This is a genomic window from Polaromonas sp. C04, assembly GCF_002002705.1.
GTDB lineage: Bacteria > Pseudomonadota > Gammaproteobacteria > Burkholderiales > Burkholderiaceae_C > Rhodoferax_A.
The window spans coordinates 153,853-167,129 of the sequence record NZ_MUNS01000034.1 but is presented as its reverse complement, the minus strand read 5'-3'; the positions used below and the strand labels follow the sequence as shown (position 1 = coordinate 167,129).

At 65.4% G+C, this 13,277-nt stretch carries 13 protein-coding genes; 9 read left to right on the top strand and 4 right to left on the bottom strand.

The features are described 5' to 3' along the window. Nucleotides 1-132 precede the first annotated feature (132 nt). Nucleotides 133-1,569, bottom strand: coding sequence for an FAD-dependent oxidoreductase (locus B0E49_RS14065; RefSeq protein WP_077562827.1), 1,437 nt, complete (start codon nt 1,567-1,569; stop codon nt 133-135). A gap of 181 nt (nt 1,570-1,750) precedes the next feature. Here B0E49_RS14065 and B0E49_RS14060 point away from each other — a divergent pair, with 181 nt between their 5' ends. Continuing rightward, nucleotides 1,751-2,191, top strand: a complete 441-nt coding sequence (locus tag B0E49_RS14060; RefSeq protein ID WP_077562826.1) for a MarR family winged helix-turn-helix transcriptional regulator — start codon at nt 1,751-1,753, stop codon at nt 2,189-2,191. Between the two features lie 67 nt (nt 2,192-2,258). Here the strand turns inward: B0E49_RS14060 and B0E49_RS14055 are convergent, their stop codons facing one another. Together B0E49_RS14055 and B0E49_RS14050 are read right to left on the bottom strand one after the other, a co-directional pair. After that, nucleotides 2,259-2,561 carry an antibiotic biosynthesis monooxygenase family protein gene (locus B0E49_RS14055; RefSeq protein ID WP_077562825.1) on the bottom strand — a complete coding sequence of 101 codons (303 nt, stop codon included), beginning with the start codon at nt 2,559-2,561 and terminating at the stop codon, nt 2,259-2,261. Between the two features lie 24 nt (nt 2,562-2,585). Further along, on the bottom strand, nt 2,586-3,260 hold the full coding sequence (locus tag B0E49_RS14050; protein ID WP_077562824.1) for a TetR/AcrR family transcriptional regulator: 675 nt from the start codon (nt 3,258-3,260) through the stop codon (nt 2,586-2,588). Nucleotides 3,261-3,391: 131 nt separating this feature from the next. Here B0E49_RS14050 and B0E49_RS14045 point away from each other — a divergent pair, with 131 nt between their 5' ends. From B0E49_RS14045 to pgeF, 5 genes are all read left to right on the top strand, one after another. Next, entirely contained in the window at nt 3,392-4,729 is a 1,338-nt protein-coding gene (locus B0E49_RS14045; RefSeq protein ID WP_286138009.1) for an MFS transporter, read from the top strand. A 25-nt stretch (nt 4,730-4,754) separates the two neighbouring features. Continuing rightward, a complete protein-coding gene (locus tag B0E49_RS14040) occupies nt 4,755-5,588 on the top strand; it encodes a shikimate dehydrogenase family protein (protein ID WP_077562822.1) in 834 nt (277 codons plus the stop codon). Between the two features lie 11 nt (nt 5,589-5,599). Then, a complete protein-coding gene (locus B0E49_RS14035; protein ID WP_077562821.1) occupies nt 5,600-7,555 on the top strand; it encodes a bifunctional sugar phosphate isomerase/epimerase/4-hydroxyphenylpyruvate dioxygenase family protein in 1,956 nt (651 codons plus the stop codon). Nucleotides 7,556-7,725: 170 nt separating this feature from the next. Beyond that, nucleotides 7,726-8,364 carry a maleylacetoacetate isomerase gene (maiA, locus tag B0E49_RS14030; protein ID WP_077562820.1) on the top strand — a complete coding sequence of 213 codons (639 nt, stop codon included), beginning with the start codon at nt 7,726-7,728 and terminating at the stop codon, nt 8,362-8,364. Between the two features lie 11 nt (nt 8,365-8,375). Further along, the gene (gene pgeF / locus B0E49_RS14025) at nt 8,376-9,167 is read left to right on the top strand and encodes a peptidoglycan editing factor PgeF (protein WP_144264566.1); all 792 of its coding nucleotides are present in this window, start codon (nt 8,376-8,378) and stop codon (nt 9,165-9,167) included. On the opposite strand, the gene B0E49_RS14020 is transcribed toward pgeF, so the two are convergent. Continuing rightward, nucleotides 9,087-9,380: a hypothetical protein gene (locus B0E49_RS14020; protein WP_077562819.1), complete on the bottom strand. Its 294-nt coding sequence runs from the start codon at nt 9,378-9,380 to the stop codon at nt 9,087-9,089. The genes pgeF and B0E49_RS14020 overlap by 81 nt on opposite strands. Before the next feature lie 62 nt (nt 9,381-9,442). Here B0E49_RS14020 and phaC point away from each other — a divergent pair, with 62 nt between their 5' ends. The 3 genes from phaC (at nt 9,443) to phbB (ending at nt 13,203) form a co-directional block, all read left to right on the top strand. Further along, the gene (phaC, locus tag B0E49_RS14015; RefSeq protein ID WP_077562818.1) at nt 9,443-11,152 is read left to right on the top strand and encodes a class I poly(R)-hydroxyalkanoic acid synthase; all 1,710 of its coding nucleotides are present in this window, start codon (nt 9,443-9,445) and stop codon (nt 11,150-11,152) included. 15 nt (nt 11,153-11,167) lie between these two features. After that, nucleotides 11,168-12,346 (top strand): acetyl-CoA C-acetyltransferase, encoded by a 1,179-nt coding sequence (locus B0E49_RS14010; protein ID WP_077562817.1) that lies wholly within the window; start codon nt 11,168-11,170, stop codon nt 12,344-12,346. Nucleotides 12,347-12,465: 119 nt separating this feature from the next. Beyond that, nucleotides 12,466-13,203 (top strand): acetoacetyl-CoA reductase, encoded by a 738-nt coding sequence (gene phbB, locus B0E49_RS14005; RefSeq protein ID WP_077562816.1) that lies wholly within the window; start codon nt 12,466-12,468, stop codon nt 13,201-13,203. Nucleotides 13,204-13,277 lie beyond the last annotated feature (74 nt).

Below are 13,277 nucleotides of genomic sequence, written 5' to 3'. Positions count from 1 at the left end.
GAAGGTCGCCCTGGTGGCTTGCATGCACAAGCTGCTGGTCATCCTCAATGCCATCGCTCGCACCAAGTCGCCTTGGAACAACGCTATCGCAGTGACAAATTAAGGTCTTCATTCAAGATGGTTGCTGAAGGATCAAACGGTGTGGGTGCCGAGCCAGGCACCCTCTAACTCCAGACGGGACTGCAACGCTTTGGTGTCCACCGCGGCGGCCGTGCAGCCGGCTGTCAAGGCCAGATCCGCCGCGCTGCCTGCCGCCTGGCCCATCACAAAACAGGCGCCGGTGACGCGCGCGGCCGACTGGGCTTCGTGGGTCATGGACGCGCAGCGCCCCGCGACCCACAGGTTGTCCAGCGTTGCGAGAGCCCCCACGCGCTTCGCGCTGCCCCCCGAGGGGGCGTCGCCGGCTTGAGGCGGCTCGGCGCCGGCGAGCGGCACGAGCATGCGGTAGGGCAGCTGGTTGAAGCCGCGGCTTTCGGGAATCGGGGGCCAGCGGAATTCCACATCGCCCTTCAGGTGCAGCTCCAGCGGCCAGCCGTTGACGCCGATGCTGTCGTCGAAACTGGCGCAGCCCAGCACGTCGGATTCGGTGAGCTGGTACTGGCCGCGCACGCGCCGGGTTTCGCGAATGCCGACCTGCGGCGCGATATCCACGATGTACGAGTCCTCGAACCCGGGGACTTCCTTGAGGAAACCGGCCACGCTGGCGATCTGCCGGCGGCCCAGAATCTCGGCGTCGCTGAGTTCCTGCGCGTTGGTGCCGTCCGTGGCGTTGCCCTGCGCATTGGCCAGCTGGGTCAGGTTCACGCGCCACTCGATCGGGTTTTTCTGCGGCCGCACGATCGGCGTCTTGCGCGGAAAGGTGTAGCGCCCGGCGGCTTCGGCCTGCTGCATCAGGCGCGGGATCACGCTCCAGTCCGAGCCCGCGCGCTGCGGGTCGATGCCGTTCAGGCGGAACATGGCGGACGGGTACAGCAGATTGCCCTGGCCGTCGCCTTTCTCGAAAGGCGCGCCGGCCCAGGCGGCGAGATCGCCGTCGCCCGAGGCGTCGATGAAGCAGCGCCCGAGCACTGCGCGCCGGCCGGACTTGGTCTCGATCAGCAGCGCGTGCACGCGCACCGGGGAGGCCATCACCACGCCCACCGCGAGCGCGTGGAACAGCAACTGCACGCCCGCGGACAGCAGCAGATCGTCCGCAGCGATCTTGTAGGCCGCGGTGTCGTAGGCCTGCGCCCAGGTTTTGCCGAACACCGTGTGCGGCGCGTTGAGCCCGCCGAGTCGGGCTATGCGCGCCAGCAGGTCGTCGGCCACGCCGTGCACCACCTGGCGGATGTCGCCATGCACATTGGCATGCAGGCCGCAGAAGTTGGTCACGCCCGCCGCCGTGCCCATGCCACCGAGAAAGCCGTAGCGCTCGATCAGCAAAGTGGAGCGGCCGGCGCGCGCGGCCGCCACGGCCGCCGCGATGCCGGCCGGCCCGCCGCCCAGCACCACGACGTCGTATTCGCCGTGGATGGGGGTCTGGCGACCAGGTTCGCCCAGGCTGGCGGGAGTCGTTTGAGTGTTGCTCATGCGGATCAGTGGAACAGGTTTTTCGGGTTGATGCTGCCGCCAGGCACCAAAATGGGAAGCGCTTGCGTCATGGGATGTGTCTCGAAAGAGCTTTGCGCGAGGCGTCTATATGTTAAGTGAACATATTGATTGTAAAAGCGCAATCCCTCTTTATTTGCATCAATCTGGGTACACTTGAAACATGGCAAAAAGCTTCGATTTCGAGCATTCGCCGGGCTATCTGATCCGGCGCGCGCACCAGCGCTCGGTGGCGATCTTCATGGAAGAAACGTCCGATTTCGATATCACGCCGGTCCAGTTTTCCATCCTGAATGCGCTGATCGACCAGCCCGGCGAGGACCAGATCACGCTCGCGGGACGGGTGGCGTTCGATGCCGCCACCTCCGGCTCGGTGATCGGCCGGCTCGAGAGCAAGGGCTGGATCCGGCGCGAGCCCGACGCCGACGACAAGCGCCGCAAGCTGTTGTGGGTCACACCGCAAGGCGAGCGGGCCGTGCAGCAAATGACGCGTGCGGTGCGCAAGGTGCAGGCGCGCATCGTCGACCGCCTCGATGCGCAGGAGCACCAGCAACTGATCGCGCTGCTGCGCAAGCTGGTGGCCGATTCCGACGCTTCGCCATAGCCCTGGCGCGCGCCCTGCGCAAGCCTGCGGACGCGGCGGACCGGACGGACCCGCCTCGCTGGGGGGTTCAGTCGGATTTGGCCAGCAGCTCGAAATGCTCGACCACGGGCGGCGCGGCGAAGAATGGCCCCACGATCGCGCGCCACTCGGCAAACAGCGGCGACTGGCGAAACGCCACGGTGTGGTCTTCCAGCGTGTCCCAGAAAATCTGCAGGATGTAGCGCTCGGGCGATTCGATGCACTTGTTGACCTTGAAGCCCTGAAAGCCCCTGGCGCGTGCGATCACGGTGGACAGGCCGCGCTGGATCGCTTCGTCGAAGGCGGCCTGCTGGCCGGGCTGGATGCGGATGTCGGCGAGTTCAAGAATCATGGGAATCTCCTGGGAATGGGGTGGTTACTTTCGCACGAAACGCACGATCATCTCGACGATGCTGTCGCGCCGTGCCCGCAGCGCCGCGGATGATGCGAGCTCGCGCTTGAAGATCAGCGAGAACGTGTGCCGGTTCGCCACGTTGAAGAAGCACAGCGCCGAGATCGACATGTGCAGGTCGGTGGGGTCGAGCCCCTGGCGAAACACACCTGCCTGCACGCCGCGCTCGTACACCCGCTGCACCGCGTTGATGGCCGGCACGTTCAGTTGCTGGATCGTTTTGCTCTGGGCCAGGTACTCGCCCCGGTGCATGTTCTCGTTCATCACCAGGCGGATGAAGTCCTCGTTGTCGTGCTGGTAGTCGAAGGTGAAGGCCACCAGTTTGCGCAGCGCATCCTCGGGCGCGAGGTCTTCGAGGTGCAGGCCGGTCTCGATGTCGCGGATGCGCTGGTACGAGGCTTCGAGCACGGCCAGGTACAGGCCCTCCTTGCTGCCGAAGTGGTAATAAATCATTCGCTTGCTGGTGCGCGTGGCGGCCGCGATCTCGTCGATGCGCGCGCCGCTCAGGCCTTTGTCGGCGAACTCCGCGGTCGCGACTTTGAGGATGTCCGCCATCGAGCGTCCGGCATCGTAGGTCCGGATTGGAGTCGTGCGCGCCGCCCCCATGGCAAGGCTGTTTGGTTGTACCAGTTCGTTCATTTATAGAGCCTATCACGAAGTTCCCGCAGGTAACTTTACAAAACCCTAGGGTTTTTACTAATGAATGAAAGCGAACTAGTTAGTACATTTACGTCAACCGGCTACTTCGAGGCCGCACCATGGAGACATCAATGAACCCAGGATCCCAGGCCACTGCCGCCCAGCCGAAAGCCGTGCACGCCCCCAAAAAAGCCGCCCTTGCGAGCTGGATCGGCAGTGCGGTCGAGTACTACGACTTTTTCATCTACGGAACGGCCGCCGCGCTGGTTTTCGGCAAGATATTCTTCCCGTCGATCGACCCCAAGCTCGCCAGCATCGCGGCGTTCGCGACCTTTGGCGTGGCCTACATCGCGCGCCCGTTCGGTGCCTTCATCCTCGGCCACGTTGGCGACAAGTTCGGGCGCAAGAAGGTGCTCACGTTCACGCTGCTGCTGATGGGCATATCGACCTTCCTGGTCGGCGCGCTGCCCACCTACGATCAAATCGGCATCGCCTCGCCGATCATGCTGGTCGTGCTGCGCCTGCTGCAAGGCATCTCGGCCTCGGGCGAGCAGGCGGGCGCGAACTCGATGACGCTGGAGCATGCACCGGCGCACCGGCGCGCCTTCTTCACCAGCTTCACGCTGTCGGGCACGCAGGCCGGGCTGATCCTGGCCACGCTGGTCTATATCCCGGTCTCGGCATTGCCCGAAGACCAACTGCTGGCATGGGGCTGGCGCATCCCGTTCTTCCTCAGCGCCGTGGTCGTCGCGGTCGGCGTCTGGGTGCGGCGCTCGCTGCCGGAGACGCCGGTGTTCGAGCAGGAGGAGAAGCAGCACGTCACGCCCAAGCTGCCGGTGGTCGAACTGTTCAGCCACCACGCCGCCGCCGTGCTGCGCGTGATCTTTGCCGCGCTGGTCTCGGTGGTCAGCACCATCTTCGCGGTGTTCACGCTGTCGTATGCGGTGAACACCATGCACCTGCCGCGCGCCACCATGCTCACCATGCTGGTGCTGGCCAACGTGGTGGCGCTGGCGGCGATTCCGCTGTGGGCGATTCTGTCGGACCGCATCGGCCGCCGCCCGGTGTTCATCATCGGCGCGCTCGGCTCGGCCGCGCTGATCTGGCCCTACATGTGGGCCATCGCAAGTGCCGACATGACGCTGATCTTCACCTTCGGCCTGTTGCTGTCGGGGGTCGTCTACAGCGCGGCCAACGGCGTCTGGCCGGCACTCTATGGCGAAATGTTCGACACCCGTGTGCGCCTGTCGGGCATGGCCATCGGCACGCAGATCGGCTTTGCGCTCGGCGGCTTCGCGCCCGCCATCAGCGCGGCCCTGCTCGGCGACGGCCCGACCGGCTGGATGCCTGTGGCGCTGTTCACCACCGCTACCAGCGTGGTCGCCGCAGTGTCGGCCTGGTCGGCGCGCGAGACCTACAACGTGCCGATGGAGCAGCTCGGCAAGAAGCTGCGCGCCGTCGCCGCCTGAGACCCCAACGCAAGGAAAGACTGCCATGATCAGCGGCAAAACCACGCTCATCACCCACCTCGGCTATCCGACCGAGGCGTTCAAGGCGCCGATGATTTACAACCCCTGGTTCGACCAGCAGGGCATCGATGCGGTCGTGGTCCCGATGGGTGTCAAGCCCGAGGACTACCCGGCGGCGCTGGCCGCACTGGCACGGCTGACCAACCTGCGCGGCGCGCTGGTGACCATGCCGCACAAGATCACGACGCTCTCGCTGGCCGACGAGGTCACGCCCACTGCACGCATCGCGGGCGCCTGCAACGCGCTGCTCAAACGCCCCGACGGCACGCTGCTGGGCGACCAGTTCGACGGCGCGGGCTTCGTGCGCGGCGCCGAGCGCAAGGGGCGGCAGATCCGTGGCACGCGCGTGCTGGTGGCGGGCTGCGGCGGTGTCGGCTCCGCCATCGCGGCCTCGCTGGCGGCGGCCGGCGCAGCCTCGATCAGCCTGTTCGACGCGCACGCCGCCTCGGCCGACGCGCTGCGCGAGCGGCTGCTGCAGCACTACCCGAAGCTGGTGGTGCAGACCGGCTGGAACGACCCCGCTGGCCACGACATCGTGGTCAACGCCACGCCGCTGGGCATGAAGGACGGCGACCCGCTGCCCTTCGACATCGACCGCATCGACCCCCAAACCTTCGTCGGCGAGGTGGTGATGAAGGCCGAGTACACGCCGCTGTTGCGCGCCGCCAGGGCCAAGGGTTGCGCGGTCCAGGTCGGCACCGATATGCTGTTCGAAATGATCCCCGCCTACCTCGAGTTCTTCGGCTTCGGCACGGCGACCTCGGACGAGCTGCGCGCGGTGTCGCAGATCAAATACTGAGGCCAGCGACCATGCGCCGATCCATCGCCACCGTCTCCATGAGCGGCACCTTGCGCCAGAAGCTCGAGGCGATCGCTGCCGCGCGCTTCGACGCGATCGAACTGTTCGAGAACGACTTCATCAACTTCAACGGCAGCGCGCCAGAACTGCGCGCCATGGCCACCGACCTGGGCCTGGGCATCGACCTGTACCAGCCGCTGCGCGACTTCGAGGGCATGCCGGACGAGCTGTTCCGGCGCAACCTCGACCGGGCCGAGCGCAAGTTCGACGTGATGCAGGCGCTCGGCGCGCCACTGATGCTGGTGTGCTCCAACACCTCGCCGCAGTCGCTCAACGATCCCGAACGCGCAGCCGCGCAACTGCACGAGCTGGCCGAGCGCGCGGCACGGCGCAACCTGCGCATCGGCTTCGAGGCGCTGGCCTGGGGCCGCTGGGTCAAGCTGTACGCGCAGGCCTGGCGCATCGTGGAGCGCGCCAACCATCCGCACCTCGGGCTGATCCTGGACAGCTTTCACACGCTGTCGCTGGGCGATGATCCGGCCGGCATCCAGGACATTCCCGGCGAGCGGATCTTTTTCGTGCAGATGGCCGATGCGCCGCTGCTCGCGATGGACGTGCTGCAATGGGCGCGGCATCACCGCAACTTCCCCGGCCAGGGCCAGTTCGACCTCGAGAATTTTTTTGAGAAGACGCTCTTGTCGGGCTACGACGGCAACTTGTCGCTGGAGATATTCAACGACGTGTTCCGCGAGACGCCCAACCGGCGCACCGCGGTCGATGCGATGCGCTCGCTCCTGTACCTGGAAAGCCAGGTGCGGCGCCGGCTCGAGCACCTGCGCGACGGGGCGGATCAGGGCGTAGCCGGCGACGCTTTGCGCGGCCTGGCCAAGAGCACTTTGAACCGCATCGAATTGTTCGATCCGCCGGATTCGCTGCCGCTCGATGGCATCGCGTTCCTGGAATTCGGCGTCGATGACGCGGCCGCCGTGGCGCTGGGCGCGCTGCTCGAACAGCTCGGCTTTGCACGCGCCGGCCGGCACCGCTCCAAGGCCGTGACGCTGTACCGGCAGGGCGGCATCCACCTGATCGTGAACGCCCAGCCGGGCTCGGACGCGCGGGCCCGCTTCGACCAGCAAGGGCCCTCGGTGTGTGCGCTGGGCCTGGGCACGAGCGACCCGGCGCGCGCCGCGAACCGGGCCAGCGCGCTGCTGTCGGCGCGCTACGACAGCCCGCGCGGGCCAAACGAGCTGCGGCTGCCCGCGATCGTGGCACCCGGCGGCACCGTGGTGCATTTCGTGCCCGGCGCAGCCGGTGATGTGGGGGGGCTGCAGGCCGACTTCGTGCCCGAAGTGCCCGGGGCATCGCGCCCCGATGCCCCGGCGGCCTGCGGGCTGCAGGCCATCGACCATATCGCCATGGGTCTGGCCAATGACCAGTTCGACACCTGGATGCTGTTTTGCCGCGCCGTGCTCGGCCTGCAGCCGGGCGAGAGCCTGGAGCTGGCCGATCCATTCGGCCTGATCCGCAGTTGCGGCCTGGCCAATGCCGGGCGCAGCGTGCGCGTGGTGCTCAACGTGTCGCTGAGCCAGCGCACGCGCACCGCGCGCCAGGTCAGCGCCACCGGCCGCTCGGGCGCCAGCGTGCACCATATCGCACTGCGCTGCGACGACATCTTCGCCGCGATGACCCGGCTGCGCGCCAATGGCGTGCGCTTCGTGCCGATCTCGGGCAACTATTACGACGACCTGCTGGCGCGCCTGGATCTGGACGAACCGCTGGTGCGGCGCATGCAGGCGCTGGACATCCTGTACGACCGCTCGGCCACCGGCGAGTATTTCCACGCCTACACCGAAGCGTTCGCCGACCGCTTTTTCTTCGAGATCGTGCAGCGCAGCGACTACGACGGCTACGGCGCCGTGAATGCGCCGGCGCGCATGGCGTCGCAGGAGCAGGGCGCCCGGCCTTGATGCCATGCCATCAAGGGTGCGACTGGCCTGCGGGATGGCGAATTTATGATGATTTCTGCCGCTAGCCCATACACCGCCTGCGCTGGGTGCTATGAATACGATAGTGAAGCAGCTGACTGCAAGAGTTGGCCCACGGCACGCGGGGACGCATCCGGTTTATCCTTGCATCCATGAAGCTCTACAACTACTTTCGCTCCTCAGCCTCGTTCCGCGTGCGCATTGCGCTGCAGCTCAAGGGGCTGGCCTATGAGTACATTCCCGTGCACATTGCCAGGGGCGAGCACAAGCAGCCCGGCTATGCCGCGATATCGCCCGACCTGCTGGTGCCCACGCTGGAGATCGACGGTCAGCGCCTGGGCCAGTCGATGGCGATCATCGAGTACCTGGACGAAACCCATCCCGAGCCGGCCCTGTTGCCCAGGGACGCGCTGGGCCGCGCGCGCGTGCGTGCACTGGCGCAGACCGTGGCCTGCGAAATCCATCCGCTGAACAACCTGCGCGTGCTCAAGTACCTGGTCCGGGACATGGGCGTGAGCGACGATGCCAAGAACAGTTGGTACCGGCACTGGGTGCGCACCGGGCTGGAGGCGTTCGAGCGCGAACTGGCCCTGCTGCCCGCGTCCACCCACTGCTATGGCGAGACGCCGACGTTGGCCGACTGCTGCCTGGTGCCGCAGATATTCAATGGCCAGCGCTTCAAGGTCAGCTTTGACGGCCTGCCGCGCACCATGGCCGCGTTCGACGCGTGCATGGCGCTCGATGCCTTCCAGAAGGCGCAGCCGTCCGCCTGCCCCGACAACGAGCCCTGAGCCGTTTGCGCATGCCGCACGACTGGCTGATGCCCGACTGGCCCGCGCCGGCCACGGTGCGCGCGCTGTGCACCACGCGCAGCGGCGGCGTCAGCACGGGTCCCTATGAGAGCCTGAACCTGGGCGATCACGTGGGCGATGCGCCGGCGGCCGTGCAGGCCAATCGCCAGGTGCTGCAACAGGCTCTTGGTGTGCGACCGGTGTTCCTGCAGCAGCTCCATGGCCGGCAGGTGGCAACGCTTGACGCGCAAACGCCCGATGGCACACCGGCCGATGGCTGCATGACCCAGAGTCCCGGCGTGGCCTGCACCATCATGGTGGCGGACTGCCTGCCTGTGTTGTTCAGCAATCGGCAGGGCAGTGCGGTGGCCGCCGCGCACGCGGGCTGGCGCGGGCTGGCGGGCGAGGGCGGGCGCGGCGTTCTGGAGTCGACCGTTGAATCTTTTCGGGTTCTAGCCCATGCCGGTACTGGGGATGGTGCTACAGAAATAGTAGCGTGGCTGGGTCCGTGCATCGGCCCCGAGCAGTTCGAGGTGGGGCCGGAGGTCAAGGCCGCCTTCGAGGCGCACGACCCGCAGGCGGCCGCTTGCTTCAGGCCGCACCCCGGCGGCAAATGGCTGGCCGATCTCGCAGGCCTGGCGCGCCGGCGGTTGCAGGCATCAGGCATCACCAGCATTCATGGCAACGACGGCAGCGCACCGTGGTGCACGGTCAGCAATCCGTCAAGGTTCTTTTCGCACCGGCGCGACACCCTCGCCCTCGGCGGCAGCGGGCGGCTGGCCGCCTGCATCTGGCTCGCTTGAGGCGGCTTCGGCCTGCCCGGCCGCTGCCTCGCGGGCCTTGATGGCGCGGCGCCGCGCGGGCGAGCCCATCAGGTACACCAGCAAGGCCATCGGCGCCAATCCATAGAAGACAAAGGTGGCGATGCCACCCAGAAGGGTGCCGGTGCTGCTGGCGGCTTCGGCCACCGCCATCATGAGGGTCACATATATCCACCCAATGACAATGAGATACATCTAAAAGCGCGCGTAGAGTGTTAAATTAAAGCTTATAAACAACAGTATCACGAGGAGACGGCATGAATCAGGAATCTCCGGAGTTCTGGGCCCAGGCGGCCGAGCAATTTCAGCAAGCCTTCAGCGATAACTGGAACAAGACGATGCAGTCTTTTCAGGGCGTGGATGTGGGTGCCGCCGGCACGATGGCTTCCGCTCCCCCCGTGACCCTGTCTCCCGACCGGTTAATGGAGCTGCAGCAGCAGTACGTCACGGACGCCATGCAGCTGTGGAACGAGAGCGTGCACGCCGTCCCGACGAGCGACGACAAGCGCTTCAAGGCGGAGGCCTGGAGCCACAACCCCGTCTCGGCCTTCTCCGCCTCCACGTATCTCCTGAACGCCCGCACGCTGATGGCCATGGCGGAATCCGTCGAGGGCGACGAAAAGGCCAAGGCGCGCATCCGCTTTGCGGTCGAGCAGTGGATGGCCGCCTCGGCCCCGAGCAACTTCCTGGCGTTCAATGCCGACGCGCAGCAAAAGGCCATCGAGACCCAGGGCGAGAGCATCGCCGCCGGGCTCGCCAACCTGCTGCACGACATGCGCCAGGGCCATGTATCGATGACGGACGAGAGCGTGTTCGAGGTCGGCAAGAACGTCGCCACCACCGAAGGCGCCGTGGTGTTCGAGAACGAGCTGTTCCAGCTGATCGAGTACAAGCCGCTCACGGCCAAGGTGTACGAGCGCCCGTTCCTGCTGGTGCCGCCCTGCATCAACAAGTTCTACATTCTCGACCTGCAGCCTGACAACTCGCTGATCCGCTACGCGGTGGCGCAGGGCCATCGCACGTTCGTGGTGAGCTGGCGCAATCCGGATGCGTCGCTCGGGAACAAGACCTGGGACGACTACATCGAAGACGCCGCTATCAAGGCGATAGCAGTCACGCAAGAGATCACGGGAGCCAAGAGCATTAATGCCCTGGGCTTTTGCGTCGGCGGCACGATTCTGACGACCGCGCTGGCGGTGCTGGCGGCGCGCGGCGAGAAGCCCGTGGCCAGCCTTACCCTGCTCACCACGCTGCTGGATTTCAGCGATACAGGCATCCTCGACATCTTTATCGACGAGGGCATGGTCAAGTACCGCGAAATGGAGATGGGCAAGGGCGGCCTGCTCAAGGGCCAGGACCTGGCCTCGACCTTCAGCGCGCTGCGCCCGAACGAGCTGGTCTGGAACTATGTGGTGGGCAACTACCTCAAGGGCGAGACCCCGCCGGCGTTCGACCTGCTCTACTGGAACGGCGACTCGACCAACCTGCCGGGCCCCTTCTACGCCTGGTACCTGCGCAACACCTACCTGGAAAACAACCTGATCAAGCCGGGCAAGGCCATCGTGTGCGGCGAGGCCGTGGACCTGCGCAAGCTGGACCTGCCGGTGTATATCTACGGCTCGCGGGAAGATCACATCGTGCCGATCGGCGGCGCGTATGCGTCCACGCAGTGGCTGCCGGGCAAGAAGCGTTTTGTGATGGGCGCGTCCGGCCATATCGCGGGTGTCATCAACCCGCCCGCCAAAAACAAGCGCAGCCACTGGATTGCCAACCACAACAAATTTCCGCCCACGGCGCAGGCGTGGATCGCCAGCGCCAAGGAGTATCCGGGCAGCTGGTGGGCCGACTGGTCCGACTGGCTCGCGGGTCACGCGGGCAAACAGATTGCCGCCCCCAAGGCCTATGGCAAGGGCAAGTACAAAGTCATCGAAGCGGCGCCCGGCCGCTACGTCAAGGCAAAAGCTTAATCACTGGAGGTCAAAATGGAAGATATCGTTATCGTTGCAGCCACACGCACTGCGGTTGGCAAGTTTGGCGGAACCCTCGCCAAAACCCCGGCCGCCGAACTCGGTGCGGTCGTCATCAAGGACATCCTCAAGCGCAGTGGCCTGGCCGCCGACCAGATTGGCGAAGTCATCATGGGCCAGGTGCTGGCGGCGGGAGCGGGCCAGAACCCGGCGCGCCAGGCGCTCATCAAAAGCGGACTGAACCAGGGCACGCCCGGCCTGACCATCAACGCGGTGTGCGGCTCCGGCCTGAAGGCCGTGATGCTGGCGGCGCAGGCGGTGGCCTGGGGCGACAGCGAGATTGTGATTGCCGGCGGCCAGGAGAACATGAGCGCCGCACCGCACGTGCTGATGGGTTCGCGCGAAGGCCAGCGCATGGGCGACTGGAAGTTGACCGATTCCATGATCGTCGACGGCCTGTGGGACGTGTACAACCAGTACCACATGGGCATCACGGCCGAGAACGTGGCCAAGAAATACGGCATCAGCCGCGAGGCGCAGGACGCACTGGCGCTGGCCAGCCAGCAAAAGGCGGCGGCCGCGCAGGATGCCGGCAAGTTCAAGGATGAAATCGTGCCGCTCAGCATCGCGCAGAAAAAGGGCGACCCCCTCGTTTTTGCGGCCGACGAATTCATCAACCGCAAATCGACCGCCGAGGGACTGGCGGGCCTGCGCCCCGCGTTCGACAAGGCCGGCGGCGTGACCGCGGGCAATGCCTCGGGCATCAATGACGGCGCCGCCGCCGTGATGGTCATGACGGCCAAGAAGGCGGCCGCGCTGGGCCTCAAGCCCCTGGGCCGCATCGCCAGCTTCGGCACCAGCGGGCTCGACCCGGCTTACATGGGCATGGGCCCGGTGCCTGCGTCCACCAAGGCCCTGGCGCGCGCCGGCTGGAAGGCCGCCGACCTCGACTTGCTGGAAATCAACGAAGCCTTTGCCGCGCAGGCCTGCGCCGTGAACAAGGAAATGGGCTGGGACACGTCCAAGGTCAACGTCAATGGCGGCGCCATTGCCATTGGCCACCCGATTGGCGCGTCCGGTTGCCGCATTCTGGTGACGCTGCTGTACGAGATGCAAAAGCGCGACGCCAAAAAAGGCATTGTATCGCTGTGCATCGGTGGCGGCATGGGGGTTGCCCTAACTATCGAGCGCTGATTTTGTAGCTGACAATGACCATGGGTTGGAGTATTCAACACTTTCAACCCATAGTCCCCGTGCAATGGTCGTAACATGCTATTAAATTTATAGCGAACAGGGTGAAAAAGGAGCAAATCATGAGCAAGAAAGTAGCGTACGTCACCGGTGGTATGGGCGGCATCGGAACCGCCATTTGCCAGCGTTTGCACAAGGAAGGCTTCACGGTCATCGCGGGCTGCGGCCCGACCCGTGATCACGCCAAGTGGCTGGGTGAGCAAAAGGCACTGGGCTTTACGTTCCACGCCTCGGTCGGCAACGTGGGGGATTGGGATTCCACGGTGGCCGCATTTGAAAAAGTCAAGGCGGAACATGACCCGGTGGCGGTGCTGGTGAACAACGCCGGCATCACGCGCGACGGGCAATTTCGCAAGATGAGCAAGGCCGATTGGGATGCCGTGATCTCGACCAACCTGAACAGCATGTTCAACGTGACCAAGCAGGTCATCGACGGCATGATCGAAGCCAACTGGGGGCGCGTCATCAACATCAGTTCGGTCAACGGCCAGAAAGGCCAGTTTGGCCAGGTCAACTACTCCACGGCCAAGGCGGGCCTGCACGGCTTCACCATGGCGCTGGCGCAGGAAGTGGCGGCCAAGGGGGTGACGGTCAACACCGTGAGCCCGGGCTACATCGGCACCGACATGGTCAAGGCCATCCGCCAGGACGTGCTCGACAAGATTGTTGCGACCATTCCCGTCAGGCGCCTGGGGGGGCCGGAAGAAATCGCATCCATCATCGCGTGGCTGGCGTCCGAGGAAGGTGGTTACTCCACCGGCGCGGATTTCTCGGTCAACGGTGGCTTGCACATGGGGTGAGCCTTATTGCATATTCCCCATTTTTTGAAAACCCGCTTCGGCGGGTTTTTTTGTCATCGCGGAATCGTTCAAAC